Source organism: Microbacterium murale (assembly GCF_030815955.1).
In the GTDB taxonomy this organism is placed as follows: domain Bacteria; phylum Actinomycetota; class Actinomycetes; order Actinomycetales; family Microbacteriaceae; genus Microbacterium; species Microbacterium murale_A.
Genome location: NZ_JAUSXK010000001.1, coordinates 719,076 through 745,150, shown reverse-complemented (window position 1 = coordinate 745,150; position 26,075 = coordinate 719,076). Strand labels below are relative to the sequence as shown.

The window sequence follows — 26,075 nt, the reverse complement described above, 5'->3', positions numbered from 1 at the left end:
GGCCACGGGTCAGCGGATGCTCACGAGGAACTCATCGACGTGGGGGAGATGAGAACGTGCGGTACGACGCGCATCGACGCTGATCGCCTCGACCTGAGCGCGGGAAGCTTCGGCCGAAACGGCGATGATGGCGTCGCCTTCCAGTCTGTGGCCGTTCCAGCGGAGACGAATGCGATCGACGTGGGTGATGCCGTCGACATGCTCCAGCACGTGCGTGACCCTGTCGACGAGGTCGGGCTCCACGCCGTCGAGCAGGCGGCGGCCGACGCTGCGGACGGTGCCGATGAGGAGCACGAAGATCGCGGCGGAGATGAGGAGCCCGACGATCGGGTCGGCGAGGGGGAACCCGAGGAGGACTCCGACGCCTCCGGCGACGACGGCGAGCGAAGTGAAACCGTCAGCGCGCGCGTGGACGCCGTCTGCGACCAGAGCCGCCGAGCCGATCCGCTGACCGACGCGAATGCGATAGATCGCCACCGCCTCGTTCCCGATGAACCCGATGACTCCTGCCGCGATCACCCAGGCGATGTTGCCGAGCGGCTGCGGATGCAGCATGCGGTCGATGGCCTGCCATGCCGCGACGATCGCCGAGAGTGCGACGACGAACACGATGAACAATCCCGCGAGGTCTTCGGCGCGACCCAGGCCGTAGGTGTATCTGCGCGAAGCGACCCGCCGCCCGAGCACGAACGCCACCCAGAGGGGAACCGCGGTCAGTGCGTCAGAGAAATTGTGGATGGTGTCGGCGAGGAGTGCGACAGATCCGCTGAAGAAGACGACGAAGGCCTGCAGCACCGTGGTCGCGAGCAGGATGAGAAGGCTGATCTTGAGCGCTCGTATGCCCGATGCGTTCGCTTCCATCGCGTCGTCGATCGAGTCGGCTGCGTCGTGCGAGTGGGGCACGAACAGCCCGTGGAGGAACCCTTTGATTCCGGTCGGATGAGCGTGGTCGTGGTCGTGGTCGTGGTCGTGGTCGTGATGGGCGTGATCCGCGTGGCTGTGCGGATGCTCGTGGTCCAGAGTCATTCGGCCAGGCGATCCGCGTGATGATGCCGGGGGACGCCGCCCAAGGAATGCTCGGCCTGGAAGATCGCGTCGGCGACGAGACGGGACGCGTGCTCATTCTCGAGTCGATAGAACACCTTCTGCCCTTCCTGGCGTGTGGACACGATGCGCGCGAGGCGGAGCTTGGCAAGATGCTGCGACACCGCCGCCGGCGACTTCCCGACCAACTCGGCGAGACTGTTGACGGCCAGTTCTTCGGAGTCTTGGAGTGCGAGGATGATCCGCACTCGCGTCGCATCCGCGAGCATCGCGAACACTTCTACGGCCAGCTCCACATACGAACTGTCCGGGCTGTACCCGCATACCTGCTTATCTGCACTCATACGCAGATACTAGCTCGATGAGTCGACGATCTGTCCTCTTGTGTTCTACATCGATGAATGTCAATATAGACGCATGTCGAATCAAGAGGTTGAGCTGATCATCATCGGTTCCGGACCTGCGGGGTACACCGCTGCGGTCTATGCCGCTCGTGCGGGGCTCGAGCCGGTGGTGCTTGCAGGGTCTGTGACCGCAGGCGGTGCGCTGATGACGACGACCGAGGTGGAGAACTTCCCCGGGTTCGTCGACGGCGTGCAAGGGCCTGAGCTGATGGAGTCGATGCGCGCCCAGGCCGAACGCTTCGGCGCACGCATCCTGCTCGACGATGCCGTCGGCGTAGACCTCGACGGTCCGATCAAGGTCATCGAGACCGGCGCCGGTGAAACGTTCCGCGCTCGCGCCGTCATCCTCACGATGGGGTCCGCGTACCGCAAGCTCGGACTGCCCGAAGAAGAGCGGTTGACCGGCCACGGGCTGTCGTGGTGTGCGACGTGCGATGGATTCTTCTTCCGCGAGCAGGAGATCGTCGTCGTCGGCGGCGGCGACTCCGCGATGGAGGAAGCGCTGTTCCTGACGCGCTTCGCATCGAAGGTCACCGTAGTGCATCGCCGCGACGAGTTCCGCGCCTCGAAGATCATGTCGCAGCGAGTGCTGGATCACCCGAAGATCGACGTCGCCTGGAACAGCGAGGTCGCCGAGGTCCTCGGCTCGGAGAAGGTGCACGCTGTCGCCCTCCGCGACACGGTCACCGGAGCTGAACGGGAGCTGCCGGCGACCGGCGTCTTCGTGGCCATTGGTCACGACCCGCGCTCCGAACTGGTCACCGGGATCGTCGACACGGATGCCGACGGATATGTGCTCGTCGAGCATCCTTCCACTCGCACCAACGTTCCGGGAGTTTTCGCGGCCGGCGACCTCGTCGATCACACCTACCGTCAGGCGATCACCGCTGCCGGTACAGGATGCGCGGCAGCGCAGGATGTTCAGCAGTTCCTCTCCGGCCTCGATGATTCCCACGTCGCGGCGCCCGCAGCGGAAGCTGTATTCGCATGAGCACCACCACTGTTCCCGCCCGATCCGCGACGCGTCGCCTGTCCACGCTGGACCGCTGGCTGCCGCTCTGGATCGGGATCGCCATGGTCGCCGGCATCCTGCTGGGGCGATTTATCCCCGGAGTCTCGTCGGTTCTCGCCCAGCTCGAAGTCGGCGGCATCTCGATCCCGATCGCGCTCGGCCTGCTGGTGATGATGTACCCGGTGCTCGCGAAGGTCCGTTATGACAAGATCGCGGCGGTCACCGGCGACAAGAGGCTGCTCATCTCCTCGCTCGTACTGAACTGGCTGATCGGCCCCGCGCTGATGTTCGCCCTGGCCTGGATGTTCCTGCCCGATCTGCCGGAGTACCGGACGGGTCTCATCATCGTCGGGCTCGCCCGATGCATCGCGATGGTCGTCATCTGGAACGATCTCGCCTGCGGCGACCGGGAAGCGGCGGCCGTGCTCGTCGCGATCAACTCGGTGTTCCAGGTCGTGGCCTTCTCACTGCTCGGCTGGTTCTACCTCAGCGTCCTGCCCGGATGGCTGGGACTGGACACGCAGGGGCTGGACTTCTCCGTCGGGGCGATCGCCCTCAACGTGCTCATCTTCCTCGGCGTTCCGCTGCTCGCAGGATTCGCATCCCGGTTCATCGGTGAACGTCGCAAGGGCCGTGAGTGGTACGAGGAGAAGTTCTTGCCGAAGATCGGCCCGTGGGCGCTCTACGGCCTGCTGTTCACCATCGTCTTGCTGTTCGCTCTGCAGGGTGAGCAGGTCACCTCGCGCCCGCTCGACGTCGCCAGGATCGCGCTGCCTCTGCTGGCGTACTTCGCGGTGATGTGGTTCATCGGGCTCTTCACCGGCAAGGCGCTCGGGCTCGGCTATGCACGCTCCTCGACGTTGGCGTTCACTGCTGCCGGCAACAACTTCGAACTCGCGATCGCGGTGGCCATCGGCACCTTCGGCGCAGCATCCGGCCAGGCACTGGCCGGTGTCGTCGGCCCTCTCATCGAGGTGCCGGTGCTCGTCGGCCTCGTCTACGTCTCGCTCTGGGCGGCCAGGCGCTGGTTCAACACTGATCCGTACGCTGCTGTTTCGCCCGCTGCCGAGAGGATGCCGTCATGAACGTCACGCTTACCGCTGACGAGGCCTGCAGTCCCGTCACCACGCACGCGATCGGACCGGATGCCGCGTCGTCAGTGGCTACGACGTTGAAGGCGCTCTCCGACCCGCTGCGCTTGCGCATGCTCTCCGCGATCGCCTCAGACCCGCGCGGGGAATCCTGCGTCTGCGACCTCGCCGAACTCGCCGAGGTGTCCCAGCCGACGGTGTCGCACCACCTCAAGGTTCTCAAGGACGTCGATGTGCTGACCTCTGAGCGACGCGGCACGTGGGTCTGGTACAAGATCAACCCCCAGCGTCGCCGCGCCGTCACCACGCTGCTGGACTCCTTCGCGCCGGCAACGGTCGCAGCGACTGCGTCGGACGGTGCTTCCGAAGAGTCGCTCCGGCCGGACTTCGACGCCCGTGTGACTCGTCTGGCCGACGAACTGTCCGCCGAGATTCCCGAGGTCGACGAGGCCGTCGTTCTCGGCATCGTCCGGGAGTCGTACACCGCCCTGGCGCGTACCGCCCGCGTGACTTCGGCCCTGATCCCGCTCGCAGAGCGATTCGCTCGGCAGAGGCTGAGCGATCTCACCCGCGACCGCGACACGTCCGTTCCGCAGGTGCTGTTCGTCTGCGTGGCCAATGCCGGACGCTCGCAGCTCGCCGCCGCACTCGTCAATCAGCTCGCCGCAGGCAAGGTCATCGCCCGCTCGGCGGGCTCCAGCCCCGCCGATGTCATCCACCCGCACGTGCGGTCACTGCTCGCCGAGATCGAGGGCGACGAAGCCGCCGAGAGGTTCCCGAAGCCGCTGACGGACGACGCCGTCAGGGCTGCGGATGTCGTCATCACGATGGGCTGCGGCGATGTCTGCCCGATCATCCCAGGAGTCCGCTACGACGACTGGGTAGTGGGCGACCCGGCACTCGCGTCCCGCGAAGGCGTCGAAGCCATCCGTGACGACATCGCCGCCCGCGTACGAATTCTTGTCCAGGAACTACTCGAGGAGACCTCATGACCGACTCTGCTTCAAAGCCATCCGTCCTCTTCGTCTGCGTGCACAACGCCGGCCGTTCCCAGATGGCGGCGGGATTCCTCCGCGACATCGCCGGCGACCGCATCGAGGTCCGCTCTGCCGGTTCCATGCCTGCTGACCAGATCAACCCCATCGCGGTCGACGCGATGGCCGAACTCGGCATCGACATCACGGCAGAGCAGCCCAAGGTGCTCACCACCGAAGCGGTGCAGGCCTCTGACGTCGTCATCACGATGGGCTGCGGCGACGCCTGCCCGTTCTTCCCCGGAAAGCGCTACGAGGACTGGAAGCTCGACGACCCAGCCGGGCAAGGCATCGAGTCGGTGCGCCCGATCCGCGATGACATCCGCGCGCGGATCGAGCAACTGGTGGGCGAACTGGTGTGACGAACGGTTTCCGAACCGTTCTTGTTGCCCCTGTACGATGTGTGCCGCGTGCAGCCCGTCGTCATTCCGCGGCGGAAATGCGGACTTAGGGAGTCATGATGGCGAAGACCACAAAAGCGGTGAAGGCGGCGAACGCCGCCCTGGATGCTGCAGCTGAGGCTGCGAAGGACGCGAAGCATCTGAGCAAGACGCTCCCCAAGAAGGACGCGAAGAAGCTCCGCGCGCTCGCCGACGATGCCAAGGACGTGTCGAAGGCCAAGAAGAAGAAGGTCGCGCGCAGCCCTCGAAAGGTCGAGAAGAAGGCTGTCGCCGCGATCGATCGCATCGAGAAGACTGCGGACAAGATCGAGAGCAAGCTCGCAGCGAAGGCCGAAGCCGCGAAGAAGGCTCAGTCTGAGGCAGTGAAGAAGGCCAAGAAGGTCACGTCCAAGAAGGTCAAGGCCGAGGAGATCAAGAGCGCGGCGAAGCAGGCGGCCAAGAAGGTCGAGAAGGCCTCCGCGCCCGACGCGCCGAAGGTCGCTGAACGGCCGGCCGTGGCGCCGGCCGCGAAGGCAGCAGTCAAGCCGGCCGCGAAGCCCGCGGCGAAGCGGGCCGCGACAACTCCGGCAGCGAAGTCTGCGGCCAAGCCGGCAGCGAAGCCCGCGGCATCCAAGCCCGCGGCCGCCACCGCCAAGCCTGCAGCGACCAAGCCTGCTGCGACCAAGCCTGCTGCGACCAAACCGGTCGCGAAGGCCACAGCTCCCGCAGCATCCGATCTGTCGACGCTCACCGTCGTGCAGCTGCGCGCACGCGCCGTCGCCGAGGGCCGCACAGGCATCTCGCGGCTCAACAAGGCGCAGTTGATCTCTCTGCTGTCGGCTTGACCCGGTCGATGCAGGAGTACCTCGACCGCTCCAGCGCGGCAACCGCTCCGCGCACGCTGATCGACATCCTCCGAGCATCTGCCACGCAGCATCCGCAGGCATCGGCACTCGAAGACGCTGATGGCGCGCTGAGCTATGCCGAACTGCTGGCTCTCGTCTGGCAGACCGCAGCCCGTCTTCGCGAGAACGGCGTGCAGACGGGGGATCGCGTCGGCGTGCGCATGCCGTCAGGCGACCGCGAGCTCTACATCGCGATCCTCGGGATCATGGCCGCTGGTGCCGCCTACGTGCCGGTCGATGCGGACGACCCTCAGGAGCGAGCGGATCTCGTCTTCGGAGAGGCCGGCGTCGCCGGCGTGATCACGGGAGCAGGCGTCTACGAACCGCGCGCAGGCGAATCGCGTTCACCGACGAGGGCGCTGTTCGAGGGAGAATCACCGCACCCGAGCTCGAGCGTGATCGTCACGGTCGAGATGCCCACGGTCGACGACGACGCCTGGATCATCTTCACATCCGGGTCGACGGGGGTGCCCAAAGGCGTAGCGGTCAGTCACCGATCCGCTGCGGCGTTCGTCGACGCCGAGGCGCGTCTCTTCTTGCAGGATGCACCGCTCGGCCCAGGAGACCGGGTTCTGGCCGGTCTGTCGGTCGCCTTCGACGCATCCTGCGAGGAGATGTGGCTCGCATGGCGCTACGGCGCATGTCTGGTTCCCGCACCGCGAGCGCTCGTTCGCTCGGGCGAAGACCTGGGTCCTTGGCTCCTCGGCCACGGGATCACGGTCGTCTCGACAGTGCCCACACTCGCGGCCCTTTGGCCGCAAGACGCCATCGAGAACGTCCGGCTGCTGATCTTCGGCGGCGAGGCGTGCCCTCCAGAGCTTGTCGCACGTCTCGTCTCCGAGGGGCGGGAGGTGTGGAACACCTACGGGCCGACCGAGGCGACGGTGGTGGCGTGTGCGGCATTGCTCGACGGTGAGGGACCCGTGCGCATCGGGCTGCCCTTGGACGGCTGGAATCTGGCCGTCGTGGACGCGGAGGGGAACCAGGTCGCAGACGGCGAAGTGGGCGAGCTGATCATCGGTGGCGTCGGACTGGCCAGGTACCTGGACCCGGCGAAAGACACCGAGAAGTACGCGCCGATGCCCACCCTCGGCTGGGAGCGCGCCTATCGCTCCGGTGACCTCGTGCGCGCCGATTCCGCGGGGCTGCTCTTCCAAGGCCGCGCGGACGATCAGGTGAAGGTGGGTGGGCGCCGCATAGAACTCGGCGAGGTCGAGTCTGCGCTGCAGGCGCTGACCGCGGTCTCGGCGGCGACAGTGGTCGTCCAGCGCTCGGAGGGCGGTGTGCAACTGCTCGTCGGCTACGTCGTACCCACTTCGGGCTTTGACCGGCAGACGGCGCGTGCCGAGCTGGCGGAGACGCTGCCGGCGCCGCTCATCCCGCTGCTCGCCGTGATGGACGAACTGCCGGTGCGTACCTCCGGCAAGGTCGACAAAGCTGCACTGCCCTGGCCGTTGGAAGACACCGATGCGTCGGATTCCTCGCTGTCCGGCACCGCCGCTTGGCTCGCGGAGCAGTGGCTGGCTGTGCTGGGGATCCGCCCTGCCGATGAGAAGGCTGACTTCTTCCAGCTCGGTGGCGGGTCGCTCGCCGCGGCCCAGCTCGTGTCCCGCATCCGTGTCCGTGCACCGGAATTCACGATGGCGGACGTCTACGATCTGCCGAAGCTCCGCCAGATGGCGGATGCCGTGGAAGAGGAATCTGCCGAGAATGTGGTGGCTGAGAGCTTCAGCACCGCTCATCCGACGCCGAAGATCATGCAGTGGGTGCAGAGCATCGCCAGCGTGCCGTTGTTCATCCTCACCGGCATCCGCTGGACGCTGTGGCTGCTCACCGGCAGCTGGATCCTGCAGCTCGTACCCGGATTCGAGTTCCTGCCCGACGCGCCATGGTGGGTGATCGCGATCGGCCTGCTGATCTTCGTGATTCCGTTCGGCCGTATGGCTGTGTCGGCGGGCCTGTCGCGACTTCTGCTCGCGGGGGTGCGACCCGGTGACCACCCACGCGGGGGAGGAGTGCACCTGCGGCTCTGGCTCGCCGAGCAGATCGCCCACCAGATCGACCCGGTGGGGCTCGCCGGTGCACCGTGGGTGAGCTATTACGCACGGGCTCTGGGGGCGAAGATCGGTCCGAACGTCGACCTGCACGCGCTGCCCCCTGTCACCGGAATGCTCGAGATCGCTGACGGTGCAGCGATCGAGCCGGAAGTGGACCTGAGCGGATACTGGATCGACGGCGACACTGTACGGATCGGCGGCATCCGCATCGGAGCGGGGGCCACGATCGGCGCCCGCAGCACACTCGCCCCCGGAACGAGGATCGGCCGCAACGCCGAGATCGCACCGGGCTCAGCCGTGTTCGGCAGAGTGCGCGCGGGCCAGCGATGGGCAGGTTCGCCCGCCGTGCGTGTGGGTGGAACGTCCAGCCCCCTCGCGCCGGAGCGCCCACCCGCCCCGCGGCGCTGGTTGTGGGTCTATGGGCTGTCATCCGCCGGTCTCGCACTGCTTCCGTTCATCGCGTACAGCGTCGGACTGCTCGTGATCGCCCAGGCGATCCGGGGATCGGACTCGATACTCGAAGCCCTTCCCGCCGTTGCTGCCTGGGTGGTGCCAGCGACGCTCGCGGCCGGTGTCACGCTCGCGGCTCTCGTCGTTGCGCTGACACGGCTGCTCGCGATCGGCCTGAGGGAAGGCATCCACCCTGTCCGTGGTCGTGTCGCCTGGCAGGCATGGTCGACCGAGCGACTGCTCGACTCTGCGCGCACGATCCTGTTCCCGATCTATTCGAGCCTGTTCACCCCGATCTGGCTCCGGATGCTGGGCGCCAAGGTCGGACGCGAGGTGGAAGCGTCGACAGTGCTGCTGATCCCGTCGATGACGACGATCGACGACGGTGCATTCCTCGCCGACGACACGATGGTCGCGGCGTACGAGCTCAAGGGCGGATGGATGCGTCTGGATCGCGCCCGCATCGGCAAGCGCGCCTTCCTCGGCAACTCGGGGATGGCCGGCCCCGGCCATCGGGTGCCGCGCGATGGCCTCGTCGCCGTGCTCTCAGTAGCACCGGAGAAGTCCAAGCCGGGATCGTCGTGGCTCGGCTCGCCGGCGATGCGACTTCGCCGTGTGGTGAACGACGCCGATCTCGAGCGCACCTACCGGCCTCGCGTCGGCCTCCGCGTCGCCCGCACACTGTGGGAGCTGTGCCGGTTCATCCCCGTCGTCGTCAGCTGTGCGCTGGGGCTCGCGGTCCTCTTCGCGCTCACCGCGATGATCGAGGCCTGGGGGCCGATCGTTGCCGTCGTGCTCTCCGGCGTCGTCGTCATGCTCGCGGGGCTGTTCGCGGCCCTCATCAGCACCGTCGCGAAATGGGTGATCGTGGGTCGCATCCGCCCCGGCGAGCATCCGCTATGGTCCAGCTTCGTCTGGCGCACCGAGGTCTCCGACACCTTCACCGAGATGGTCGCCGCGCCCTGGTTCGCCAACGCGGCAGCCGGCACGCCTGTCCTCGCGATGTGGCTGCGTTCGCTCGGCGCCAAGATCGGCCGCGGTGTCTGGACCGACAGTTATTGGCTGCCGGAGCCCGATCTAGTGACGCTCGGTGACGGGGCAACCGTGAACCGCGGTTGTGTGGTTCAGACTCATCTGTTCCATGATCGAGTGATGAGCACCGACACAGTGACACTCGAAGCGGGTGCGACCCTCGGCCCGCACAGCGTCATCCTCCCGGCTGCCTCGATCGGGGCGAATGCCACCGTCGGTCCGGCTTCCCTCGTCATGCGTGGTGAGACTGTTCCGGTGGGCAGCCGATGGAGTGGCAACCCGATCGGGCCGTGGCGCGCGGTCAAGGTCCGCGCGTATCAGTCTGCAGACGTATGAGCGGCGACCCGTACGTCGCGCAGAGCGGCGATTCGAACCTGAGCGTCGACCACTACGAGCTCGAGCTCGAGTACAAGGTGACGACGAATCGTCTCAGCGGCACAGCCATCGTGAGCGGGCACGTCCGCGCGGCGACCAGCGCGCTGTCGTTCGACCTCGTCGGGCTCCGCGCCTCACGAGTGCGCCTCGGCGCCGGGAAGTCAGTGCCCTTTCGCCAGAGCGATCGAAAACTCCGCGTCTCTCTCGGCACGCCACTCGCCGCCGGCGACGCGTTCGCGGTGACCATCGCCTATGCCGGCGCCCCGAGGCCCCGTCGATCGCGATGGGGGACGATCGGCTGGGAGGAACTGGAAGACGGCGTCATCACCGCGTCGCAGCCGACCGGTGCGCCGACGTGGTTCCCCTGCAACGATCTCCCGTCGGACAAGGCGACTTATCGGTTGACCTTCACCACCGATTCCGCGTACACGGTCATCGCCGGTGGAACCACGTCACGGTCGACCCGCGGCGGCAGGACGACATGGATCTTCGACCGTGACATCCCCACGGCCACGTATCTCGCGACCGTTCAGATCGGCCGCTATGTCCAGTCGCCGATCGAGTTCACCGGTGTGGTGGGTGAGCTTCACTACCCGCGCTCGCTGGAGGGCCGAGTGTTGGCGGACTTCGCCGACCTGCCCGCGATGATGAGGGTGTTCGAGGAGACGTTCGGGCCCTACCCGCTGCCGGACTACCGGGTCGTCGTCACCGAGGACGAGTTGGAGATTCCCCTGGAGGCGCAGGGCGTCGGCATCTTCGGTGCGAATCATGCCGACGGCGGCAGTGGGTCAGAGCGTCTCATCGCACACGAGCTCGCTCATCAGTGGTTCGGAAACAGCGTCGGGCTGTCGCAGTGGCATGACATCTGGCTGAACGAAGGATTCGCCTGCTACGCGGAATGGATCTGGTCGGAGCGCTCTGGCGGCCCCACAGCGCACGCTGAAGCAGTGGTACATCACCGTCGCCTGGGCGCCCTCGATCAGGACATCCTCCTCGGCGCGCCCGGCCCCGACCTGATGTTCGATGACCGGATCTACAAACGAGGTGCGCTCGCGCTCCACGCTGTGCGTCTGACGGTCGGCGACGAGGCGTTCTTCCGGTTGCTGCGCACCTGGACCGACCGCTTCCGCTGGGCGACGGCGACGACCGCCGACTTCATCGCGTTGGCCGAAGAAGTCACCGGATCTGCGCTCGCCGAGCTCTTCCACGCCTGGCTGGACGCGACGGCGCTCCCTGCGTTGCCTCGTTGACAGCAGCGACGACGGCGACGCTGACGATGTGGGCCGGCGGGCCCGGTACGGCGGCGACCTCGAAGCGATCTCGTCGGTCAGGGACGAGAACCCTCCGTCCCCCAGGAAGCAGCATTGCGGAGTGCTCGCCGAACCTGACAGCTGAGGGCGGGATGCGCAGACCACGGCCGTCCGCCTTGACGGCCGCTTCGATCTCGGTCCATTCGCGCAGTCCAGGCGGAGACCGGGGCGCGAACAGGCGTGTGAGCTCGTGCAGTGGGGCATCGTCGTTGCTCGCGCGGGGTTCGATGTCTATGCCCACCGCGGATGCCGATTCCAGCGCGACCGCGGCAGCGACGACCATGTCACCGGCGTAACTGAGGCTCACGGTGAACGGCGCTCCTTCGATGCGGGGGCAGCCATGGTCGCCCCCGCACTGATCGCAGACACTCGTGAGGCGGACCCCGTCTGCCGAGATCAGCTCGGGAATGAGCTCCGCGAGCAGCAGACGCCCAGCGGCGAACCGCTTGGCGCTGGGCTCATCCAGGCCCTGATGGCGGAGAAGCTGGGAGTCTCCGATTTGGCGCAGAGTTTCCTGCACCGCGAAAGCCGGGGGATCGATCGTGGCCCAGGCGATCCGCACGGGACCCAGCGAGAAGCTGTCGATCATCGTGTGCGCACTCGGCGACCTACCAGGGCTCGTTGCCGCGGGGGACCAGATCGAGCACGCTCGACAGTTCGGTGGGGAAGCAGGCGGCGAACAGCTCGTCGATCTCGGGATCCGTGCCGTAGTCGTCGACGATCCGCAATCCGATCATCGTGCTGATCAGCATCCCCTCTGCCATGAAGTTCCTGGCGCTCTCCGCATCGAACCCGGCTTCCTCACGGAAGAACCGCCAGACCGTTGTGAAACCCCGTCGCGCAGCAGGGCCGATCACGGGATGACTGCCGAGCAGGTAACTGTGCGCGAGCATCTGATGCATCCCTCGCACGTTGAGCAGATCGACATAGGCCCGACCGATGCGCTTCTCCGTCGACAGGCCGCTGTCGTCCGCGACGAGCGCAGCGCGGAAGGAGGACATCATCCGATCGAGTGATTCCTCCATCGCGGCGAGGAAGAGATTCTCCTTCGAACCGAACAGGCGTACGACGTAGGGCTGGCTCACTCCGGCCGCACGGGCAACCTCATCGGTGGTCGTGCCGACATAACCTCGGGCACCGAAGACCGCGACCGCCGCGAGCACGATCTGTTCGCGGCGTTCGCCCGATGACAGGCGGGGAGAGCTCATTCTTGACATGTTATCAGTCGATTACTACAGTAACTCAGGTCAAGTAATCATTCGATTACAACCTCTCCAAAAGGGAAGAACTCATGACCCCTCAGCTGACACCCACGCGACGACGCTCCTTCGGGCTGGTCATCGCCGCGGCAGCGCTCCCCATGTTCATGGCAACCCTGGACAACCTCGTCATGACGAACGCACTGCCTGTTCTCCACGCCGAGCTCGGCGCGAGCGTCGAAGAGCTGCAGTGGTTCGTCAACGCCTACACGCTGGCGTTCGCGAGCACGATCCTCATCGCCGCTGCCCTCGGCGATCGCTTCGGGAGGCGGACGGTGTTCCTGATCGGCATCGCCCTTTTCTCCGTCGGCTCGGTCGCCGCGGCACTCAGCTCGGATCCGACGCAGCTCATCACGGCACGCGCGGTGCAGGGCTTCGGTGGTGCGGGGGTACTGCCGCTGTCCCTCGCGCTCCTCTCCGGCGGTGTCGCTCCGGAGCGTCGGCCACTGGCCATCGGCATCTGGGGTGGGGTATCCGGTCTCGGTGTCGCCGTCGGCCCGCTGGTCGGCGGTGCGGTCATAGAAGGCTGGAACTGGCAGGCGATCTTCTGGCTCAACATCCCTGTGGCGATCGTCGCCATTCCGCTCGCGCTGTTCGTGTTGAACAACGACTTCGGAGCGAAGGCGCGCATCGACCTGGTCGGAGCCGTGTTCGCGGCCGGAAGCGTTCTCGCGCTCGTGCATGGCATCGTGCGCGGCAACGATGACGGATGGTCGTCTCTCGGGGTCGTCATGGAGCTTGCCGCCGGTGCCGTACTGCTCGTGGCCTTCCTGCTGTGGCAACGTCGCGCGGCCGCACCGCTCGTCCCGCTGCGGCTGTTCTCAGATCGTTCGTTCTCAGCCACGAACGTGGTGGGCTTCGCGTTCAGCTTCGGGACGTTCGGTGCCGTGTTCATCCTGATCCAGTACCTGCAGGTGGTGCAGGGGGCCTCACCCCTGGAGGCAGCAGTGCAGACGACGCCGTGGACCCTCGCGCCGATGTTCGTCGCACCTCTCGCCGGCATCTTCGCGCCACGCATCGGGACGCGCGCGCTCATGGTCGCCGGCCTCGTTCTTCAGGGCGCCGGCCTGCTGTGGATCGCGCTCATCATGTCGGAGACGACTGCCTATGCGGCCCTGGTCGCACCGTTCGTCATGGCGGGTGTCGGCATGGGGCTCGTGTTCGCACCCTCAGCGACCGCGCTGCTCGCGACGCTCGGTGTCATCGACCATGCCAAGGCCTCCGGGGTCAACTCCACGGTCAGAGAGATCGGAATCGCGCTCGGCACAGCCGTCATGACGGCGGTCTTCGTCGGGGCCGGCGGTGAGTTGCGGCCGGATATGTACGTGGAGGCGGCCCGGCCGGCGGTTCTCGTGGGCGCTGCAGTGCTCTTCGCGGCATCGATCGTCGGATTGTGGCTGCCGGCCGGTCGCTCCTCGACCACGCCGGCCAGTGACACCGGTGATGCGGAACCGCCGGTCCCGACGTCGGAGCCTGACGCGCTCGTGCGCACCTGAGCGCTGAGCGCGCCGGAGTCAGGGATCCGCGTGCGGATAACCCGCCTAGAATGAATACGTGGCGAGACTACTGATCGTCGGGGGCTTCCTTGCCCTCGTATTCTGGGTGTTCAGCATCGTCGACTGCGCAGTGCAGCCGGCGACGCGGCACCGTGGCGCCTCCAAGGCGGCCTGGATCGCGATCGTCGTCCTCATTCCCGTGCTCGGCGGCATCCTCTGGTTCGCTCTCGGCCGTCGGCGGCGCCGCGACCAGGAGAGCATCCGCAGGGCTGCGCCAGACGATGACCCTGAGTTCCTCCGCAGCCTCGGCAACACCGAACAGGACGACCGCATCCGCCGGCTCGAAGAGGAACTCGCACGCCTGGACGACGAGACAGACCCTCCGGCGGCCGAGCCTCGATCGTGACGGCATCGCCGGCATCGGATGCCGCGGCATCCCTCCTCGCCGACCTCATCGCGCACGGTGTGCGCGACATCGTGATCGCACCGGGTTCGCGCTCGCAGGCGCTCGCGCTCGCCGCCACCCGCTTCGCCCGGCAGGGAGCGGTGCGCGTGCACGTGCGCATCGATGAGCGCGTCGCCGGCTTCACCGCGCTGGGCCTCGCTCGCGAGACACGGGTACCCGCCGCCGTCATCTGCACATCCGGCACCGCGGCGGCGAACCTTCTTCCCGCCGCGATGGAGGCGTTTCATTCGGGCGTTCCCCTGCTGCTGCTCACCGCAGACCGCCCACCGGAGCTGCGCGGCATCGGCGCGAACCAGGCCACCGTCCAGCCCGGGCTCTTCGATCCGTTCGTGCGGCTGTCGGTCGATGCGCCGGTTCCCGGTGACGGCTCATGGCACGGTCTTGCCGAGCGAGCGGTCGGGGCTGCGATGGGAGTGGATGCTGCGCCCGCAGCCGTTCCTGGAGTCGCCGGCCCCGTGCATCTGAATCTGCCATCGCGAGAGCCGCTCTCCGCAGTGCTTCCGGAAGGCGCGACAGCGATTCCGGGGGAAGCTCCCGCAGCAGAATCGCGAGAGCCGCTTGTGCTCACGCGCGGCCTGCGCACCGTGGTGATCGCCGGTGCGGACGCGGGCCCGGAAGCGGAAGAGATCGCACACGCCGGCACCTGGCCACTCATCGCCGAGATCGTGAGCGGCGCTCGGTTCGGACGGTACGTCGTGCACGGCTATCGCGAGATGCTCCGCGACGACATCCTCGGCGGTCGGATTCAACGCGCCGTGGTGCTCGGCCATCCCACACTCAGCCGCGAGGTCACCGCGCTCCTGCGCCGCGACGACGTGCAGGTCATCGCGGTCCGCTCCGGTGGTGAGGCGCTGAATCTCAACGGGCGCACGGTGGCCGCAGCATCCGTCACCGTCGCTCCGGGTGAGGCCGACCGCTCCTGGTTGGGCGCGTGGATGGAGGCATCAGCCGCCTCCATCGTCGACCTCAGCGAAGACGCGCCTGATCAGGCGAGGCTCTGGTCGACCGACTCCGCCGCGAGACGAGACGCGATGCGCACGGAACTCGAGGCCGTGCGACGTCCACTCGATCGCGAACTGCTCGCCGACGCCGTGTGGCGCGCGACCTGGCCGCACGACCGACTGATGTTCGGATCGTCGCGGCTGGTGCGCGTCGCGGATGCTGTGCTCGGCGGCAAGAAGGTGCCGGTGCATGCCAACCGCGGCCTGGCTGGCATCGACGGCACGATCTCCACCGCCATGGGCATCGCCATCGCCAGCCAGGCCGAGGGCGCTGCCGGCGTGACGCGGGTGCTGCTGGGGGATCTTGCGTTCCTGCACGACGTCGGCGGACTGCTGCTGCCGCCCGACGAGCACGAACCGGGCATCCAGGTCATCGTCGGCAACGACGGCGGAGGCACGATCTTCGATGCGCTCGAGGTGGCGTCTTCCGCGCCGCGCGAGGACCTCGATCGCGCTTTCTACACACCGCATACGACACGACTCGAGCCCCTCGCGCTCGCCTACGGGTGGACGTACCAGCGGGTCACGACGCGCTCCGCACTCGACCAGGCGCTCAGCACACCGGTCGGCGGACGACAGCTCATCGAGGTGCCGCTGCCGCGTGAGTGAATCAGAAGCCGGCGCCGCGGAGCGCGATACGACGAGATTCAGTGCGTGGAGTGCGGAGCTGCGCAAGGTGCACGGCACGCTGCGCGACGCTCTGCGAGTGACCAGGCAAGCCGTCGCAGACGGCGACCCGGGGGTGACTGCCGCGCGCGACCTGCTGCTGTACTGCCACGGCTTCTGCGTAGCGCTCGACGGGCATCACCGCAGCGAAGACCATGTGCTCTTCCCCGCGATCGAATCGGCGCACCCCGAACTCGCCCCGGTGCTGCGCAAGCTGGAGCAGGACCACTCGATGATCGCGCATCTGCTGGGCGGACTGCAGTCGGCGGTCGACTCCCACGCCGCACCGGAGGAACTCGACCGGCATCTGGAGGGGGTGGCGGCGATCATGGAGAGCCACTTCCGCTACGAAGAGCGTCAGCTGTTGATCGTGCTGGAAGCGCTGGAGCTGGATGCTGCGCCGATGGAGGCGCTGGGTTCGTTCTGACGAAACCGTGTCGATCCCCGGCAGATCCGGGCAGGATGTACGCATGAGCACACGAGGCTGGTCAGGCGAAGCATCCGAGATCCTGCGAGTGGACAAGGGTTTCCGTCTGGCCGACGTCGACCCGGGCGACCGCCCCGGCTACGACGGCGACAAGAAGAGCGGCCAGAAGGATCTCGCCGTCGGCATCGAGTCGCTCGGACAACTGCAGGAGCGCCTGTTCGCGGAGAGCCGCACAGGTGACACGACGGACTCGGTGCTGCTGGTGCTGCAGGCGATGGACTCCGCAGGCAAGGGCGGCATCGTCAGGCACGTCGTCGGCGGCGTCGATCCGCAGGGGATCGCGCTGACCGCGTTCAAGGCGCCGACCGACGAGGAGCGTGCGCACGACTTCCTGTGGCGCGTCGAGCAACGGCTGCCTGAGCCGGGCTTCATCGGAGTCTTCGACCGCTCTCATTACGAGGACGTGCTGATCGGCAAGGTGCGCACGCTCGCTCCCGAGCAGGAGATCGAGCGGCGGTACGACGCGATCAACGAATTCGAGGCCCAGACCTCGGCATCCGGAATCCGCATCGTGAAGGTGATGCTGCACATCTCACCGGAGGAGCAGAAGGAGCGCTTGATGGAGCGCCTCGAGCGCCCGGACAAGCACTGGAAGTACAACCCCGGCGACGTCGACGAGCGGATGCTGTGGCCGCGGTACATGGATGCGTATCAGACGGTGTTCGACCGCACCTCGACGGAGGTCGCGCCCTGGCACGTCGTGCCGGCGAACAGCAAGTGGTATGCGCGGCTGGCTGTGCAGGAACTGCTGCTGAAGGCGCTGGAGGCCATCGACCCGCAGTGGCCCGCCGCGGATTACGACATCGAGGCGGAGAAGAAGCGCCTCGCGGCGAGCTGACCTACGCCAGCGCGTCGACCAGGGGCCGGAATTTCACCCTGGTCTCCAGCAGCTCGGTCTCGGGGTTGCTCGCGGCGACGATGCCCGCTCCCGCGTATGCCGTGACGCCGAGCGTGTCACCGTCGCCCGTGCCGCGCAGGGATCCGACCTCGAACTGGGCGCAGCGCAGCGCGATCGCCCATTCGCCGTTCCCGTTGCTGTCGACCCATCCGACCGGTCCTGCATAGCGGCCGCGATCGAACGGTTCGAGCTGGCTGATCGCGGCGATCGCCGCCTTCGTCGGGGTGCCGGCGACCGCGGCGGTCGGATGGAGCGCTCCGACCAGGTCGAGTGCGGACGCGCCGTCGGACAACTCGCCCTCCACATCGGTGGCGAGATGGAAGAGGTTCGGCAGCTTCAGCAGGAACGGCTGCTCGCTCGACGCCAGCGCCCTGGTGTGCGGGCGCAGCGAGACGAGCACGCTCTGCACGGCGTACTGGTGCTCGTCTATGTCCTTCACGCTGGACGACAGCGCTGCGGACGCGGTGTTGTCCTCATCGGCATCCGCCCCACGGCCGATCGTGCCCGCCAGCACGCGCGCGGTCACCGCGCCGTCCTGAACGGTGACCAGCGTCTCGGGGCTCGCTCCGATCAACCCGTCGACGGCGAAGGTCCAGGTGTCGGGATATCCGGTCGACAGCTCGCGCACGAGTCGGCGAAGGTCGCTGCCGCCGGGTACGGTCCCTGCAAGATCACGCGCGAGCACGACTTTGCTGATCTCGCCTGCCCCTATGCGGTCGAGGGCAGCACGGATGGATGCCTGGTAGCCCTCGGGACTCTGTCGTCCTGGCCCCAGTGTGCCGGCCCAGTGCGGGCCGTAAGGGCGCAGCTCGAGAGTGGCGTCCGGCTGGTCCTGCGGAAGGTCTTCGCCTGCGAGCGCGATCCGGGTGATCCATCCTCGACCCTTGCGCTTGCCGAGGATGACGGACGGCACGACGAGGATGCTGTCGGAGGAGGAGCCCTCGTCGAAGGTCAGCGCGCCGAAGCCGACCAGCCCGGTTCCGGGGAGGTTCACCGGGTCGTCGATCTCTGCCGCAGCAGCCAGCTCTCGCCAGGCGTCAGCCATCATCTCGGAGCGCACGGCCGCTGTGCCGGCGGGGATGCGGATGAAGGTCGGCATCGAGTCGCCGACCGCGACGAAGCCGTCGCCCCGACGGAGCCAGGCCAGGGGAGCAGAAGGGTGTGCGTACGCCAGAAGGTCTTCGACCGGGTCGATCTCACGGGTCTGCACGATCAGGCTTCTGCTCACCTTCCCAGAATAGTTGTCCGACTCGGTGCATAGAGTGAACCCCATGACTGCGCGACCTGAGCCCGGTTCCGAGATGGTGTTCCAATGGCGCAAGTGGAACGGGTCGCCGCACTGGCGGCACGAGTGCGTGTACCTCGGTGCCGACGAGTGGGGCGATTGGGTCGGGCAGCCGGTCGGCTGGCACAGCATCCGACCCGGAGCGGAGTTCTACGCCGCAGCGCCGAACGTGACGCTGGTGCCGCCGTCCGGTGACTTCGCCCTGACGGTGAATCGCGACCACCCGATCGGCATGCGCATCTACATCGATCTCGGCTGGGATGTGCGCTGGGCGGATGACCCGGTGCTGGCGACCGGCATCGATATGGATCTCGACGTCATCCGCTTCGAGCGGGATCGGGATCCTGCCGACGGCCCGAGCGGTACGTGGGTCGATGACCGCGACGAGTGGGCAGAGCACAGCATCCGATACGGCTACCCGGCAGACGTCATGACTCACCTCGAAGCGCTCACTCTCGACCTCGAGACGCGGGTGCGCGCGCAGAACGCCCCGTTCGACGATGCGACTGCGGACGCATGGCTCGACCGTCTGGATGCGCTGCAGCTGGGCCGACCTAGACTGGACGCGTGACTCAGTCCAAACGCGCCGACCTCGGCAAGGATCCCCAGCGCGTCAGCGGCATGTTCGACCAGGTCGCCGCAGGCTACGACCGAACCAACACCGCGATGACGTTCGGCAACGACGCGCTCTGGCGTGCGGCCACCACTCGCGCGGTCGCGCCCGAACGTGGCGAGCGGATCCTCGATCTCGCGGCAGGCACAGCATCCTCATCAGCATCCATCGCGATGAGCGGCGCTGACGTCGTCGCCGCCGACTTCTCACCTGGCATGCTCGCCGAGGGCAAGCGACGCCACGGCCACCTGAAGAATCTGTCGTTCGTCGAAGCGGACGCCATGAATCTGCCCTTCGCGGACGATGAGTTCGACGCCGTGACGATGTCGTACGGCCTCCGCAACGTGCAGCAGCCGAAGAAGGCGCTCGCCGAGCTGTTCCGCGTCACCAAGCCCGGCGGGCGACTCGTCGTCAACGAGTTCTCCACACCCCCTGGCAAGGCGTTCCGAAGCCTCTACCGCTTCTACAACGCCCAGGTGCTCCCGCGCGTCGCGCGGGTGGCCGGCACGAATGGCGATGCCTACGACTACCTGAACGAATCGATCAAGGACTGGCCGGATCAGCGGACGCTCTCTGCGTGGCTGCGTGAGGCGGGTTGGACGGACGTCGCCTACCGAAACCTCTCGTTCGGTATCGTGGCGCTGCATCGTGCGACCAAGCCGGTGAAGCCGGCCACGCCGAAGAAGCCGGCCACGCCGAAGAAGCCGACCACGCCGAAGAAGCCGACCAAGGCGACAAAGCAGGCATGAGCCCCAGGTAGGGTGGAACCGTGACTTCGAGCCCTGCCGCCCCGGGTTCGCGCCTCGCGAGCCGTCTCGGCTTCAGCGACCGCGTTTTCATCGGACGCGCCGCACGCCGTGTGGCCGACCAGATCGAAGCGGGACTCGATCTCGTCGAGAACGGCCTTGCCGAAGACCTGCGTGTCGCAGACTCCGTCGCGGATGCGGCAAGCCGCTACCTCTACGAGGCGGGTGGCAAACGCATCCGTCCCGTGTTGGCGCTGCTGACCGCGCAGCTCGGTGAAGGCAATATCCCGGCAGTGATCGACATCGCGAAGGCGTTGGAGATGACGCACCTCGGCTCGCTCTATCACGACGACGTCATGGACGGGGCAGACCGCCGACGCGGTGTCCCTGCCGCGCACGCCGTCTGGGGGAACAGCGTTGCGATCCTCACCGGAGACATCTTGTTCTCGCGGGCGAGTCAGCTGATGTCGCGCTACGGAGACCGCGCCATCCGCCTGCAGGCCGACACCTTCGAGCGCCTCGTGATGGGGCAGCTGCATGAGACCGTCGGCGCGCAGCCCGGTGACGATCCGATCGAGTTCTACATCAACGTGCTCGCTGACAAGACCGGTTCGCTGATCGCTGCGGCCACACAGGGCGGTGCGATCTTCTCCAACGCCCCGGCCGAGTATGTGGAGCCGCTTCGCCTCTACGGCGAGAAGGTCGGCGTCGCCTTCCAGCTGCTGGATGACGTGATCGATCTGTCGGCGAAGCCGGAGGAGACCGGCAAGGTGCCGGGCACCGATCTTCGCGCCGGGGTTCCGACCATGCCGTACCTGCTGCTGAAGACCGAGACGGATGCCGCATCTGCAGCTCTCGCCGTGCAGATCGACGAGGGCGTCGCGCGCATCGCTGATGGGGAGGATCCTGCGATCCTCGATCAGCCGCTGGCCGAGCTGCGCGACCACGTCGTGACGCAGAAGACGCTCGAGCTCGCGCGCACCTGGACACGTGACGCCATCGACGCACTGGCGCCGTTGCCCAAGGGCACGGTGCGCGAAGCGCTGACACGTTTCGCAGAATCACTCGCTGACCGCAGCAGCTGATCGAGAATCGATCGCCGCTGCATCCGAAAGGACACTCATGACCAAGCTCCGCCTGGCCATCGTCGGGGCAGGCCCCGCCGGCATCTACGCCGCAGACATCCTGCTCAAGACCGAGCGCTCCTTCGACGTGTCGATCGACCTGTTCGAGCAACTGCCTGCGCCCTACGGTCTCGTCCGTTACGGCGTCGCGCCAGACCACCCGCGCATCAAGGGCGTCATCAATGCCCTCCGCGATGTGCTCGATCGCGGTGACATCCGTATCTTCGGCAACGTGCGCTTCGGCGAGGACATCACGCTCGCCGACCTCAAGAAGCACTACAACGCGGTGATCTTCGCCACCGGCGCCATCCGCGATACGAAGCTCGACATCCCCGGGATCGATGCTGATGGTTCGTTCGGCGCAGCGGACTTCGTGAGCTGGTTCGACGGACACCCGGACGTGCCGCGGGAGTGGACATTGGATGCCGAGTCCGTCGCCGTACTCGGCAACGGCAATGTCGCGCTCGACGTCGCCCGCATCCTCGCCAAGCACGCAGAGGATCTGCTTCCGACCGAGATCTCCGAGAACGTTCACGCCGGCCTGGACGCATCGAAGGTCACTGACGTGCACGTGTTCGGTCGCCGGGGCCCTGCACAGGTGAAGTTCACGCCGCTCGAGCTGCGCGAACTCGGCGAGCTGCGCGACGTCGACCTGGTCGTCTACGACGAGGACTTCGACTACGACGACGCATCGCTGGCGGCGATCGCCAGCAACAAGCAGGTCAAGGTCATCGACCGCGTTCTGCAGCAGTGGCGCACGCGCCCTTCGGCGAACAACGCCGGGGGAGACGCCAGTCGCCGGCTGCACCTGCACTTCTGGGCGAAGCCCGTCGAGATCAAGACGGATGCCGAGGGCAGAGTCGCCGCGATCGTGTACGAGCGCACCGAGTCGGACGGCTCAGGCGGCGTGCGAAGCACCGGCGAGCTGCGCGAGATCGCCATCGGTCAGCTGTACCGCGCTGTCGGCTATTTCGGTTCCCCGCTCAGTGACGTGCCGTTCGACAAGAAGCACGGCGTGATCCCGAACCATGAAGGCCAGGTGCTCGCCAAGGATTCGAACCAGCGCGTGCCGGGCGTCTACGCCACCGGATGGATCAAGCGCGGGCCCGTCGGCCTGATCGGCCACACCAAGTCCGACGCCATGGAGACCGTGCAGCACCTGGTCAACGATCAAGGCTCGTGGTGGCAGCCGGAAGACCCGTCTGAGGCGGCGATTCCGGCGCTGCTCGCGGAGCGCGGCGTGAAGTGGACTGATCTCGAGGGCTGGCACCGCCTCGATCAGCACGAGGTCGCGCTCGGTGCGCCCCACGAGCGCGCACGTGTGAAAGTCGTTCCTCGCGACGAGATGGTGCGTATCTCGCGCGGAGAGTGACCTGGGCGGCGGTGACCTCACCGCCGCGCTCGGGACTCTATTTCGCCGGAGCGGTGACTTCGACGGTGAAGGTGACGGAATCGCCACTGCTCGAGTTGTCGAGCGTGACCTCGGTCTCGCCGACCTCGACAGCATCCAGGCCGGGGTTGAACTGCGCACTTCCATCGTCCTTCCCGGGGACGAACGTGACGACATCGGAGTTCTCGATTTCGGCGGTCCAGTCGAGGTACGTCTCGTCATCACCGGTCAGGTCGATGGTGTTGCCCTCGGCGACTTCGACGGTCGTCCCGTCGATCTCGTTGATGTCGACGATCACCGGCGGCAGCGTCTTGCCGTCCGGTTCGGGGGATGCGCAGCCGCTGACGGCCATGGCTGCGCCGAGTGCCAACAGGGCGGCGGTGGTGCGTAGTGCGCGTGAACGGCTCCGGTGTGACATGCGACCCTCCGAGGTTGTGCGCCCAGCCTAGGGGAGCGCACAGCGATATGGGGAGGCAAGGACGGTGCACTGAGTAGGGTGGCATCCATGACCGATTGGGTTCCGGATGTACTGGGCGATGAGTTCGCGCAGCGCACGCTGCCCCTCGGCGAGGATGACGAGGGCGCGATCGTCGCGACACTGGTACGCGCGTTGCCGGAACCGTACGTCCCTCAGCGAGCAGGCGGCTGGGAGCGGCTCGTCCGCAGGCTGCGCGGACTGTCTGATGATGCGCGGCCCTTGCTCGACGACGTCGACGTGCTCTATGTGCACGGCTGGTCGGACTACTTCTTCCAGAAGCGCCTGGCCCGTTTTTGGTCATCCAGGGGAGCACGTTTCTTCGCGCTCGATCTGCGCAAGTACGGACGCAGCCTCCGCGACGGCCAGACTCCGGGATACATCGCCGATCTCGCGACGTACGACGAAGACATCGCTGCCGCGCTCGAGGTGATGGCAGAGGACGCCGACACATCGCGCGGGCCGCGTCGTCTGGTGCTGCTGGGCCATTCGACCGGAGGCCTGGTGCTGAGCCTGTGGGCGGCACGGCATCAGGACGCCGCGGCCGCCGTCATCCTGAACTCGCCCTGGCTGGAATTCCAGCTCGCACCGCTGCGGGCCGCGATCGCGCCCGTCGTCGAGCTGCAGGCGCGGTTACGTCCTCTGGACGTGGCACCGCAGATCGATCTGGGGTTCTACGCGCGAGCGCAGGCAGAGGCCGCCGACCCGGATGACGTGGTGGAGACGAATCCGGCGTGGCGGCCCGTGCCGTCGATGCCGGTCCATGCCGGATGGCTGCACGCGATCCTGCGTGGGCACCGATCGGTCGACGACGGCCTCTCGATCTCGGTACCGGTGTGCGTGCTGCTCTCAGAGCGTTCCGCGGTGCCGAGCCGCTGGTCGGATGAGCTCACCGCGGCGGACACCGTGCTCGTGGTCGACGACATCGCGCGACGGGCTCTCAAGCTCGGGTCTTCAGTGACCGTCGAACGCATCGACGGCGCGCTTCACGATGTGTTCCTGTCGCGCAAAGCAGCGCGCGATGATGCCTACGCGAGGTTGGAGCGCTGGGTCACAGGCTGGGCGCGATCTAGCGGAAGTTGATGTACTGCAGGTCGACGTCGAGGTCAGAGCCCTTGAGCAGGGCGATGACCGACTGCAGGTCGTCGCGGCTCTTGGACTGCACGCGCAACTCGTCACCCTGGATCTGACTCTTCACGCTCTTCGGGCCCTCATCGCGGATGATCTTGCCGATCTTCTTCGCGTTCTCCGAGGAGATTCCGTCCTTGAGCGTGGAGACGATGCGGTACTCCTTGCCGCTCGCGAACGGGTCGCCCGACTCGAGGCTCTTCAGCGAGATGCCGCGCTTGATGAGTTTCGACTGGAACACATCGAGCACCGCCTTCGCCCGCTCCTCGGTGTTCGCCTTGATCAGGATGGACTCGCCGCTCCACTCGACCGACGAACCAGTGCCCTTGAAGTCGTAGCGCTGCTCGATCTCTTTACGCGCCTGGTTGAGTGCGTTCTCCGCCTCTTGGTGGTCGACCTTGCTGACGATGTCGAAGGATGAGTCTGCCATGGGTCCACTCTATCGATCCCGCTTCCTGAGCGTAGATCTGGAAGCGCTTCCACGTGTCGGGACGTCACCTTCCCAGTGTCACAGCTTGATATCGGCGCCGCTGTGCATTGCGCACTGAGGTGGATTCGTTGCATACTGTAAGCGCTTGCAGGTTTGCAGGCGCGAGCGGCCTGCACCGGTGCATCCACCGGCAGCGCCGGTCGGTCACGCACTGAGAGAGGCACACACCAATGAAGGTGAACATGAGGGGCATCGCCGCGTTCGGCGCGATCGCCGTCGTTTCAACGCTGACGCTGGCCGGTTGCGCCGCAGGCGGCACCGATGAGCCCGCAGACTCCGAAGGCGATGCTGGTTCGCTCGTCGTCTGGGTCGACGCAGAGCGCGTCGACGCTCTCAAGGGCGCGGCGGATGCGTACGAGGAGAAGACCGGTGTCGAGGTCGAGGTCGTCGCGAAGGACGTCGACACGATCAAGGACGACTTCATCCAGCAGGTCCCCACCGGCAAGGGCCCCGACATCACGATGGGTGCGCACGACTGGCTCGGCGAGCTCTCGACCAACGGCGTCGTCGCGCCGCTCGAACTCGGCGACAGTGCAGAGGACTATCTGCCCGTCGCGCTGCAGGCCGCGACCTACGACGGCACCGTCTACATGCTTCCCTACGCCGTCGAGAACATCGCGGTGCTGCGCAACGCAGATCTGATCCCCGCCGCCGCGACCGGCTTCGACGACATGATCGCGAAGGGCCAGGCGGCCGGGCTCGCCCAGCCGTTCGTCGTCGAGCAGGGCGCCGAGGGCAACCCGTACCACCTCTACCCGTTCCAGACTGCGTTCGGTGCACCGGTGTTCGGCACCGATGACAGCGGATCGTATGACGCCGCTGACCTGCAGCTCGGCGGGGAGGGCGGCACCGCGTTCGCCACCTGGCTCGGCGCGCAGGGTGCAGCGGGCACGCTGAACACCGACATCGACGGTGAGATCGCCAAGCAGCAGTTCCTCGACGGTCAGGCCGCGTTCTGGCTGACCGGGCCTTGGAACGTCGGTGCCGCCGTGGAGGCGGGCATCAATGTGGCGATCGACCCGATCCCCAGCCCGACGGCCGAGGTCGCCTCGCCGTTCGCCGGTGTCAAGGGCTTCTTCGTCAGCTCCGAGTCGGACAACAAGGTCGCCGCGAACGACTTCCTGGTGAACTACCTCGGCACCGAGGACGTTCAGCTGGCGCTGTTCGAGTCGGGCAACATCCTCCCGGCCCTCACCGCTGCAGCCGACACCGCAGCATCCGACCCGATCATCGCCGGCTTCCAGGCTGTCGGCGCAGACGCCGTGCCGATGCCCGCCATCCCGGCGATGGGCTCCGTCTGGGAGTTCTGGGGTGTCGCAGAGGCAGCGATCATCAACGGTGCAGACCCCGCGTCGACGTGGCAGAAGCTCGTCGATGACGTGACGGCAGCGATCAAGTAACACTGTTCCTTCTGCCGGGGTGAGGCATCCGCCTCGCCCCGGCAGAACGACGACGGG

Annotated in this window: 25 protein-coding genes; 18 read left to right on the top strand and 7 right to left on the bottom strand. The window is 66.9% G+C overall.

What is annotated here, in order from left to right; all coding sequences use genetic code 11:
* Positions 1-9: 9 nt before the first annotated feature.
* Together QFZ46_RS03785 and QFZ46_RS03780 are read right to left on the bottom strand one after the other, a co-directional pair.
* Complete coding sequence (locus QFZ46_RS03785; protein ID WP_307358441.1) at positions 10-1,026, bottom strand: cation diffusion facilitator family transporter; 1,017 nt, start codon at positions 1,024-1,026, stop codon at positions 10-12.
* Positions 1,023-1,388, bottom strand: coding sequence for an ArsR/SmtB family transcription factor (locus QFZ46_RS03780; protein WP_307358439.1), 366 nt, complete (start codon positions 1,386-1,388; stop codon positions 1,023-1,025). The genes QFZ46_RS03785 and QFZ46_RS03780 overlap by 4 nt, the downstream gene beginning before the upstream one ends.
* Before the next feature lie 73 nt (positions 1,389-1,461).
* On the opposite strand from QFZ46_RS03780, the gene trxB reads away from it, so the two are divergent.
* The 7 genes from trxB (at position 1,462) to QFZ46_RS03745 (ending at position 11,034) form a co-directional block, all read left to right on the top strand.
* Positions 1,462-2,439 carry a thioredoxin-disulfide reductase gene (gene trxB, locus QFZ46_RS03775; RefSeq protein WP_307358438.1) on the top strand — a complete coding sequence of 326 codons (978 nt, stop codon included), beginning with the start codon at positions 1,462-1,464 and terminating at the stop codon, positions 2,437-2,439.
* Positions 2,436-3,545 carry an ACR3 family arsenite efflux transporter gene (arsB, locus tag QFZ46_RS03770; RefSeq protein WP_307358436.1) on the top strand — a complete coding sequence of 370 codons (1,110 nt, stop codon included), beginning with the start codon at positions 2,436-2,438 and terminating at the stop codon, positions 3,543-3,545. Before trxB ends, arsB begins: the two co-directional genes overlap by 4 nt.
* A complete protein-coding gene (locus QFZ46_RS03765; protein ID WP_307358435.1) occupies positions 3,542-4,543 on the top strand; it encodes a metalloregulator ArsR/SmtB family transcription factor in 1,002 nt (333 codons plus the stop codon). The genes arsB and QFZ46_RS03765 overlap by 4 nt, the downstream gene beginning before the upstream one ends.
* Positions 4,540-4,947 (top strand): arsenate reductase ArsC, encoded by a 408-nt coding sequence (locus QFZ46_RS03760; RefSeq protein ID WP_307358433.1) that lies wholly within the window; start codon positions 4,540-4,542, stop codon positions 4,945-4,947. Before QFZ46_RS03765 ends, QFZ46_RS03760 begins: the two co-directional genes overlap by 4 nt.
* 98 nt (positions 4,948-5,045) lie before the next feature.
* Positions 5,046-5,810: a hypothetical protein gene (locus tag QFZ46_RS03755; protein ID WP_307358431.1), complete on the top strand. Its 765-nt coding sequence runs from the start codon at positions 5,046-5,048 to the stop codon at positions 5,808-5,810.
* An 8-nt stretch (positions 5,811-5,818) separates the two neighbouring features.
* A complete protein-coding gene (locus QFZ46_RS03750) occupies positions 5,819-9,745 on the top strand; it encodes a Pls/PosA family non-ribosomal peptide synthetase (protein ID WP_307364494.1) in 3,927 nt (1,308 codons plus the stop codon).
* A complete protein-coding gene (locus tag QFZ46_RS03745) occupies positions 9,742-11,034 on the top strand; it encodes a M1 family metallopeptidase (RefSeq protein ID WP_307358429.1) in 1,293 nt (430 codons plus the stop codon). Before QFZ46_RS03750 ends, QFZ46_RS03745 begins: the two co-directional genes overlap by 4 nt.
* On the opposite strand, the gene QFZ46_RS03740 is transcribed toward QFZ46_RS03745, so the two are convergent.
* Both QFZ46_RS03740 and QFZ46_RS03735 read right to left on the bottom strand, forming a co-directional pair.
* Positions 10,961-11,683 (bottom strand): 4'-phosphopantetheinyl transferase family protein, encoded by a 723-nt coding sequence (locus tag QFZ46_RS03740; protein WP_307358428.1) that lies wholly within the window; start codon positions 11,681-11,683, stop codon positions 10,961-10,963. The genes QFZ46_RS03745 and QFZ46_RS03740 overlap by 74 nt on opposite strands.
* Positions 11,684-11,702: 19 nt before the next feature.
* Entirely contained in the window at positions 11,703-12,302 is a 600-nt protein-coding gene (locus QFZ46_RS03735; RefSeq protein WP_307358426.1) for a TetR/AcrR family transcriptional regulator, read from the bottom strand.
* Between the two features lie 83 nt (positions 12,303-12,385).
* On the opposite strand from QFZ46_RS03735, the gene QFZ46_RS03730 reads away from it, so the two are divergent.
* The 5 genes from QFZ46_RS03730 to QFZ46_RS03710 are packed head-to-tail and all read left to right on the top strand — an operon-like array spanning position 12,386 to position 17,307.
* On the top strand, positions 12,386-13,849 hold the full coding sequence (locus tag QFZ46_RS03730) for a DHA2 family efflux MFS transporter permease subunit (protein WP_307358424.1): 1,464 nt from the start codon (positions 12,386-12,388) through the stop codon (positions 13,847-13,849).
* A 58-nt stretch (positions 13,850-13,907) separates the two neighbouring features.
* Positions 13,908-14,255: a PLD nuclease N-terminal domain-containing protein gene (locus QFZ46_RS03725; protein WP_307358422.1), complete on the top strand. Its 348-nt coding sequence runs from the start codon at positions 13,908-13,910 to the stop codon at positions 14,253-14,255.
* On the top strand, positions 14,252-15,925 hold the full coding sequence (gene menD, locus QFZ46_RS03720; protein WP_307358421.1) for a 2-succinyl-5-enolpyruvyl-6-hydroxy-3-cyclohexene-1-carboxylic-acid synthase: 1,674 nt from the start codon (positions 14,252-14,254) through the stop codon (positions 15,923-15,925). Before QFZ46_RS03725 ends, menD begins: the two co-directional genes overlap by 4 nt.
* Positions 15,918-16,409, top strand: a complete 492-nt coding sequence (locus QFZ46_RS03715) for a hemerythrin domain-containing protein (RefSeq protein WP_307358419.1) — start codon at positions 15,918-15,920, stop codon at positions 16,407-16,409. The genes menD and QFZ46_RS03715 overlap by 8 nt, the downstream gene beginning before the upstream one ends.
* A gap of 43 nt (positions 16,410-16,452) precedes the next feature.
* Positions 16,453-17,307 (top strand): PPK2 family polyphosphate kinase, encoded by an 855-nt coding sequence (locus QFZ46_RS03710; protein WP_307358418.1) that lies wholly within the window; start codon positions 16,453-16,455, stop codon positions 17,305-17,307.
* A 1-nt stretch (position 17,308) separates the two neighbouring features.
* On the opposite strand, the gene QFZ46_RS03705 is transcribed toward QFZ46_RS03710, so the two are convergent.
* Positions 17,309-18,595, bottom strand: a complete 1,287-nt coding sequence (locus QFZ46_RS03705) for an isochorismate synthase (protein ID WP_307358415.1) — start codon at positions 18,593-18,595, stop codon at positions 17,309-17,311.
* 43 nt (positions 18,596-18,638) lie between these two features.
* On the opposite strand from QFZ46_RS03705, the gene QFZ46_RS03700 reads away from it, so the two are divergent.
* The 4 genes from QFZ46_RS03700 to QFZ46_RS03685 are packed head-to-tail and all read left to right on the top strand — an operon-like array spanning position 18,639 to position 22,507.
* Positions 18,639-19,223 carry a hypothetical protein gene (locus QFZ46_RS03700; RefSeq protein ID WP_307358413.1) on the top strand — a complete coding sequence of 195 codons (585 nt, stop codon included), beginning with the start codon at positions 18,639-18,641 and terminating at the stop codon, positions 19,221-19,223.
* Positions 19,220-20,014 carry a class I SAM-dependent methyltransferase gene (locus QFZ46_RS03695; protein WP_307358411.1) on the top strand — a complete coding sequence of 265 codons (795 nt, stop codon included), beginning with the start codon at positions 19,220-19,222 and terminating at the stop codon, positions 20,012-20,014. Before QFZ46_RS03700 ends, QFZ46_RS03695 begins: the two co-directional genes overlap by 4 nt.
* A gap of 20 nt (positions 20,015-20,034) precedes the next feature.
* Positions 20,035-21,096 carry a polyprenyl synthetase family protein gene (locus QFZ46_RS03690; RefSeq protein WP_307358410.1) on the top strand — a complete coding sequence of 354 codons (1,062 nt, stop codon included), beginning with the start codon at positions 20,035-20,037 and terminating at the stop codon, positions 21,094-21,096.
* Positions 21,097-21,133: 37 nt separating this feature from the next.
* Entirely contained in the window at positions 21,134-22,507 is a 1,374-nt protein-coding gene (locus tag QFZ46_RS03685) for an FAD-dependent oxidoreductase (protein ID WP_307358409.1), read from the top strand.
* A 37-nt stretch (positions 22,508-22,544) separates the two neighbouring features.
* Here the strand turns inward: QFZ46_RS03685 and QFZ46_RS03680 are convergent, their stop codons facing one another.
* Positions 22,545-22,943: a hypothetical protein gene (locus QFZ46_RS03680; RefSeq protein ID WP_307358407.1), complete on the bottom strand. Its 399-nt coding sequence runs from the start codon at positions 22,941-22,943 to the stop codon at positions 22,545-22,547.
* Positions 22,944-23,030: 87 nt separating this feature from the next.
* Between QFZ46_RS03680 and QFZ46_RS03675 the strand changes: the two genes are divergently transcribed.
* Positions 23,031-24,083: an alpha/beta hydrolase gene (locus QFZ46_RS03675; protein WP_307358406.1), complete on the top strand. Its 1,053-nt coding sequence runs from the start codon at positions 23,031-23,033 to the stop codon at positions 24,081-24,083.
* Here QFZ46_RS03675 and QFZ46_RS03670 read toward each other — a convergent pair.
* The gene (locus QFZ46_RS03670; RefSeq protein WP_307358405.1) at positions 24,070-24,558 is read right to left on the bottom strand and encodes a YajQ family cyclic di-GMP-binding protein; all 489 of its coding nucleotides are present in this window, start codon (positions 24,556-24,558) and stop codon (positions 24,070-24,072) included. The genes QFZ46_RS03675 and QFZ46_RS03670 overlap by 14 nt on opposite strands.
* Before the next feature lie 230 nt (positions 24,559-24,788).
* Between QFZ46_RS03670 and QFZ46_RS03665 the strand changes: the two genes are divergently transcribed.
* Entirely contained in the window at positions 24,789-26,018 is a 1,230-nt protein-coding gene (locus tag QFZ46_RS03665; protein ID WP_307358404.1) for a sugar ABC transporter substrate-binding protein, read from the top strand.
* Positions 26,019-26,075: the final 57 nt, after the last annotated feature.

Bases quoted from the DNA above. Each gene is read 5' to 3' on its own strand.
- QFZ46_RS03785 (WP_307358441.1), bottom strand. From the start codon at position 1,026: ATGACTCTGGACCACGAGCATCCGCACAGCCACGCGGATCACGCCCAT.
- QFZ46_RS03780 (WP_307358439.1), bottom strand. From the start codon at position 1,388: ATGAGTGCAGATAAGCAGGTATGCGGGTACAGCCCGGACAGTTCGTAT.
- trxB (WP_307358438.1), top strand. From the start codon at position 1,462: ATGTCGAATCAAGAGGTTGAGCTGATCATCATCGGTTCCGGACCTGCG.
- arsB (WP_307358436.1), top strand. From the start codon at position 2,436: ATGAGCACCACCACTGTTCCCGCCCGATCCGCGACGCGTCGCCTGTCC.
- QFZ46_RS03765 (WP_307358435.1), top strand. From the start codon at position 3,542: ATGAACGTCACGCTTACCGCTGACGAGGCCTGCAGTCCCGTCACCACG.
- QFZ46_RS03760 (WP_307358433.1), top strand. From the start codon at position 4,540: ATGACCGACTCTGCTTCAAAGCCATCCGTCCTCTTCGTCTGCGTGCAC.
- QFZ46_RS03755 (WP_307358431.1), top strand. From the start codon at position 5,046: ATGGCGAAGACCACAAAAGCGGTGAAGGCGGCGAACGCCGCCCTGGAT.
- QFZ46_RS03750 (WP_307364494.1), top strand. From the start codon at position 5,819: ATGCAGGAGTACCTCGACCGCTCCAGCGCGGCAACCGCTCCGCGCACG.
- QFZ46_RS03745 (WP_307358429.1), top strand. From the start codon at position 9,742: ATGAGCGGCGACCCGTACGTCGCGCAGAGCGGCGATTCGAACCTGAGC.
- QFZ46_RS03740 (WP_307358428.1), bottom strand. From the start codon at position 11,683: ATGATCGACAGCTTCTCGCTGGGTCCCGTGCGGATCGCCTGGGCCACG.
- QFZ46_RS03735 (WP_307358426.1), bottom strand. From the start codon at position 12,302: ATGAGCTCTCCCCGCCTGTCATCGGGCGAACGCCGCGAACAGATCGTG.
- QFZ46_RS03730 (WP_307358424.1), top strand. From the start codon at position 12,386: ATGACCCCTCAGCTGACACCCACGCGACGACGCTCCTTCGGGCTGGTC.
- QFZ46_RS03710 (WP_307358418.1), top strand. From the start codon at position 16,453: ATGAGCACACGAGGCTGGTCAGGCGAAGCATCCGAGATCCTGCGAGTG.
- QFZ46_RS03700 (WP_307358413.1), top strand. From the start codon at position 18,639: ATGACTGCGCGACCTGAGCCCGGTTCCGAGATGGTGTTCCAATGGCGC.
- QFZ46_RS03685 (WP_307358409.1), top strand. From the start codon at position 21,134: ATGACCAAGCTCCGCCTGGCCATCGTCGGGGCAGGCCCCGCCGGCATC.
- QFZ46_RS03680 (WP_307358407.1), bottom strand. From the start codon at position 22,943: ATGTCACACCGGAGCCGTTCACGCGCACTACGCACCACCGCCGCCCTG.
- QFZ46_RS03675 (WP_307358406.1), top strand. From the start codon at position 23,031: ATGACCGATTGGGTTCCGGATGTACTGGGCGATGAGTTCGCGCAGCGC.
- QFZ46_RS03670 (WP_307358405.1), bottom strand. From the start codon at position 24,558: ATGGCAGACTCATCCTTCGACATCGTCAGCAAGGTCGACCACCAAGAG.
- QFZ46_RS03665 (WP_307358404.1), top strand. From the start codon at position 24,789: ATGAAGGTGAACATGAGGGGCATCGCCGCGTTCGGCGCGATCGCCGTC.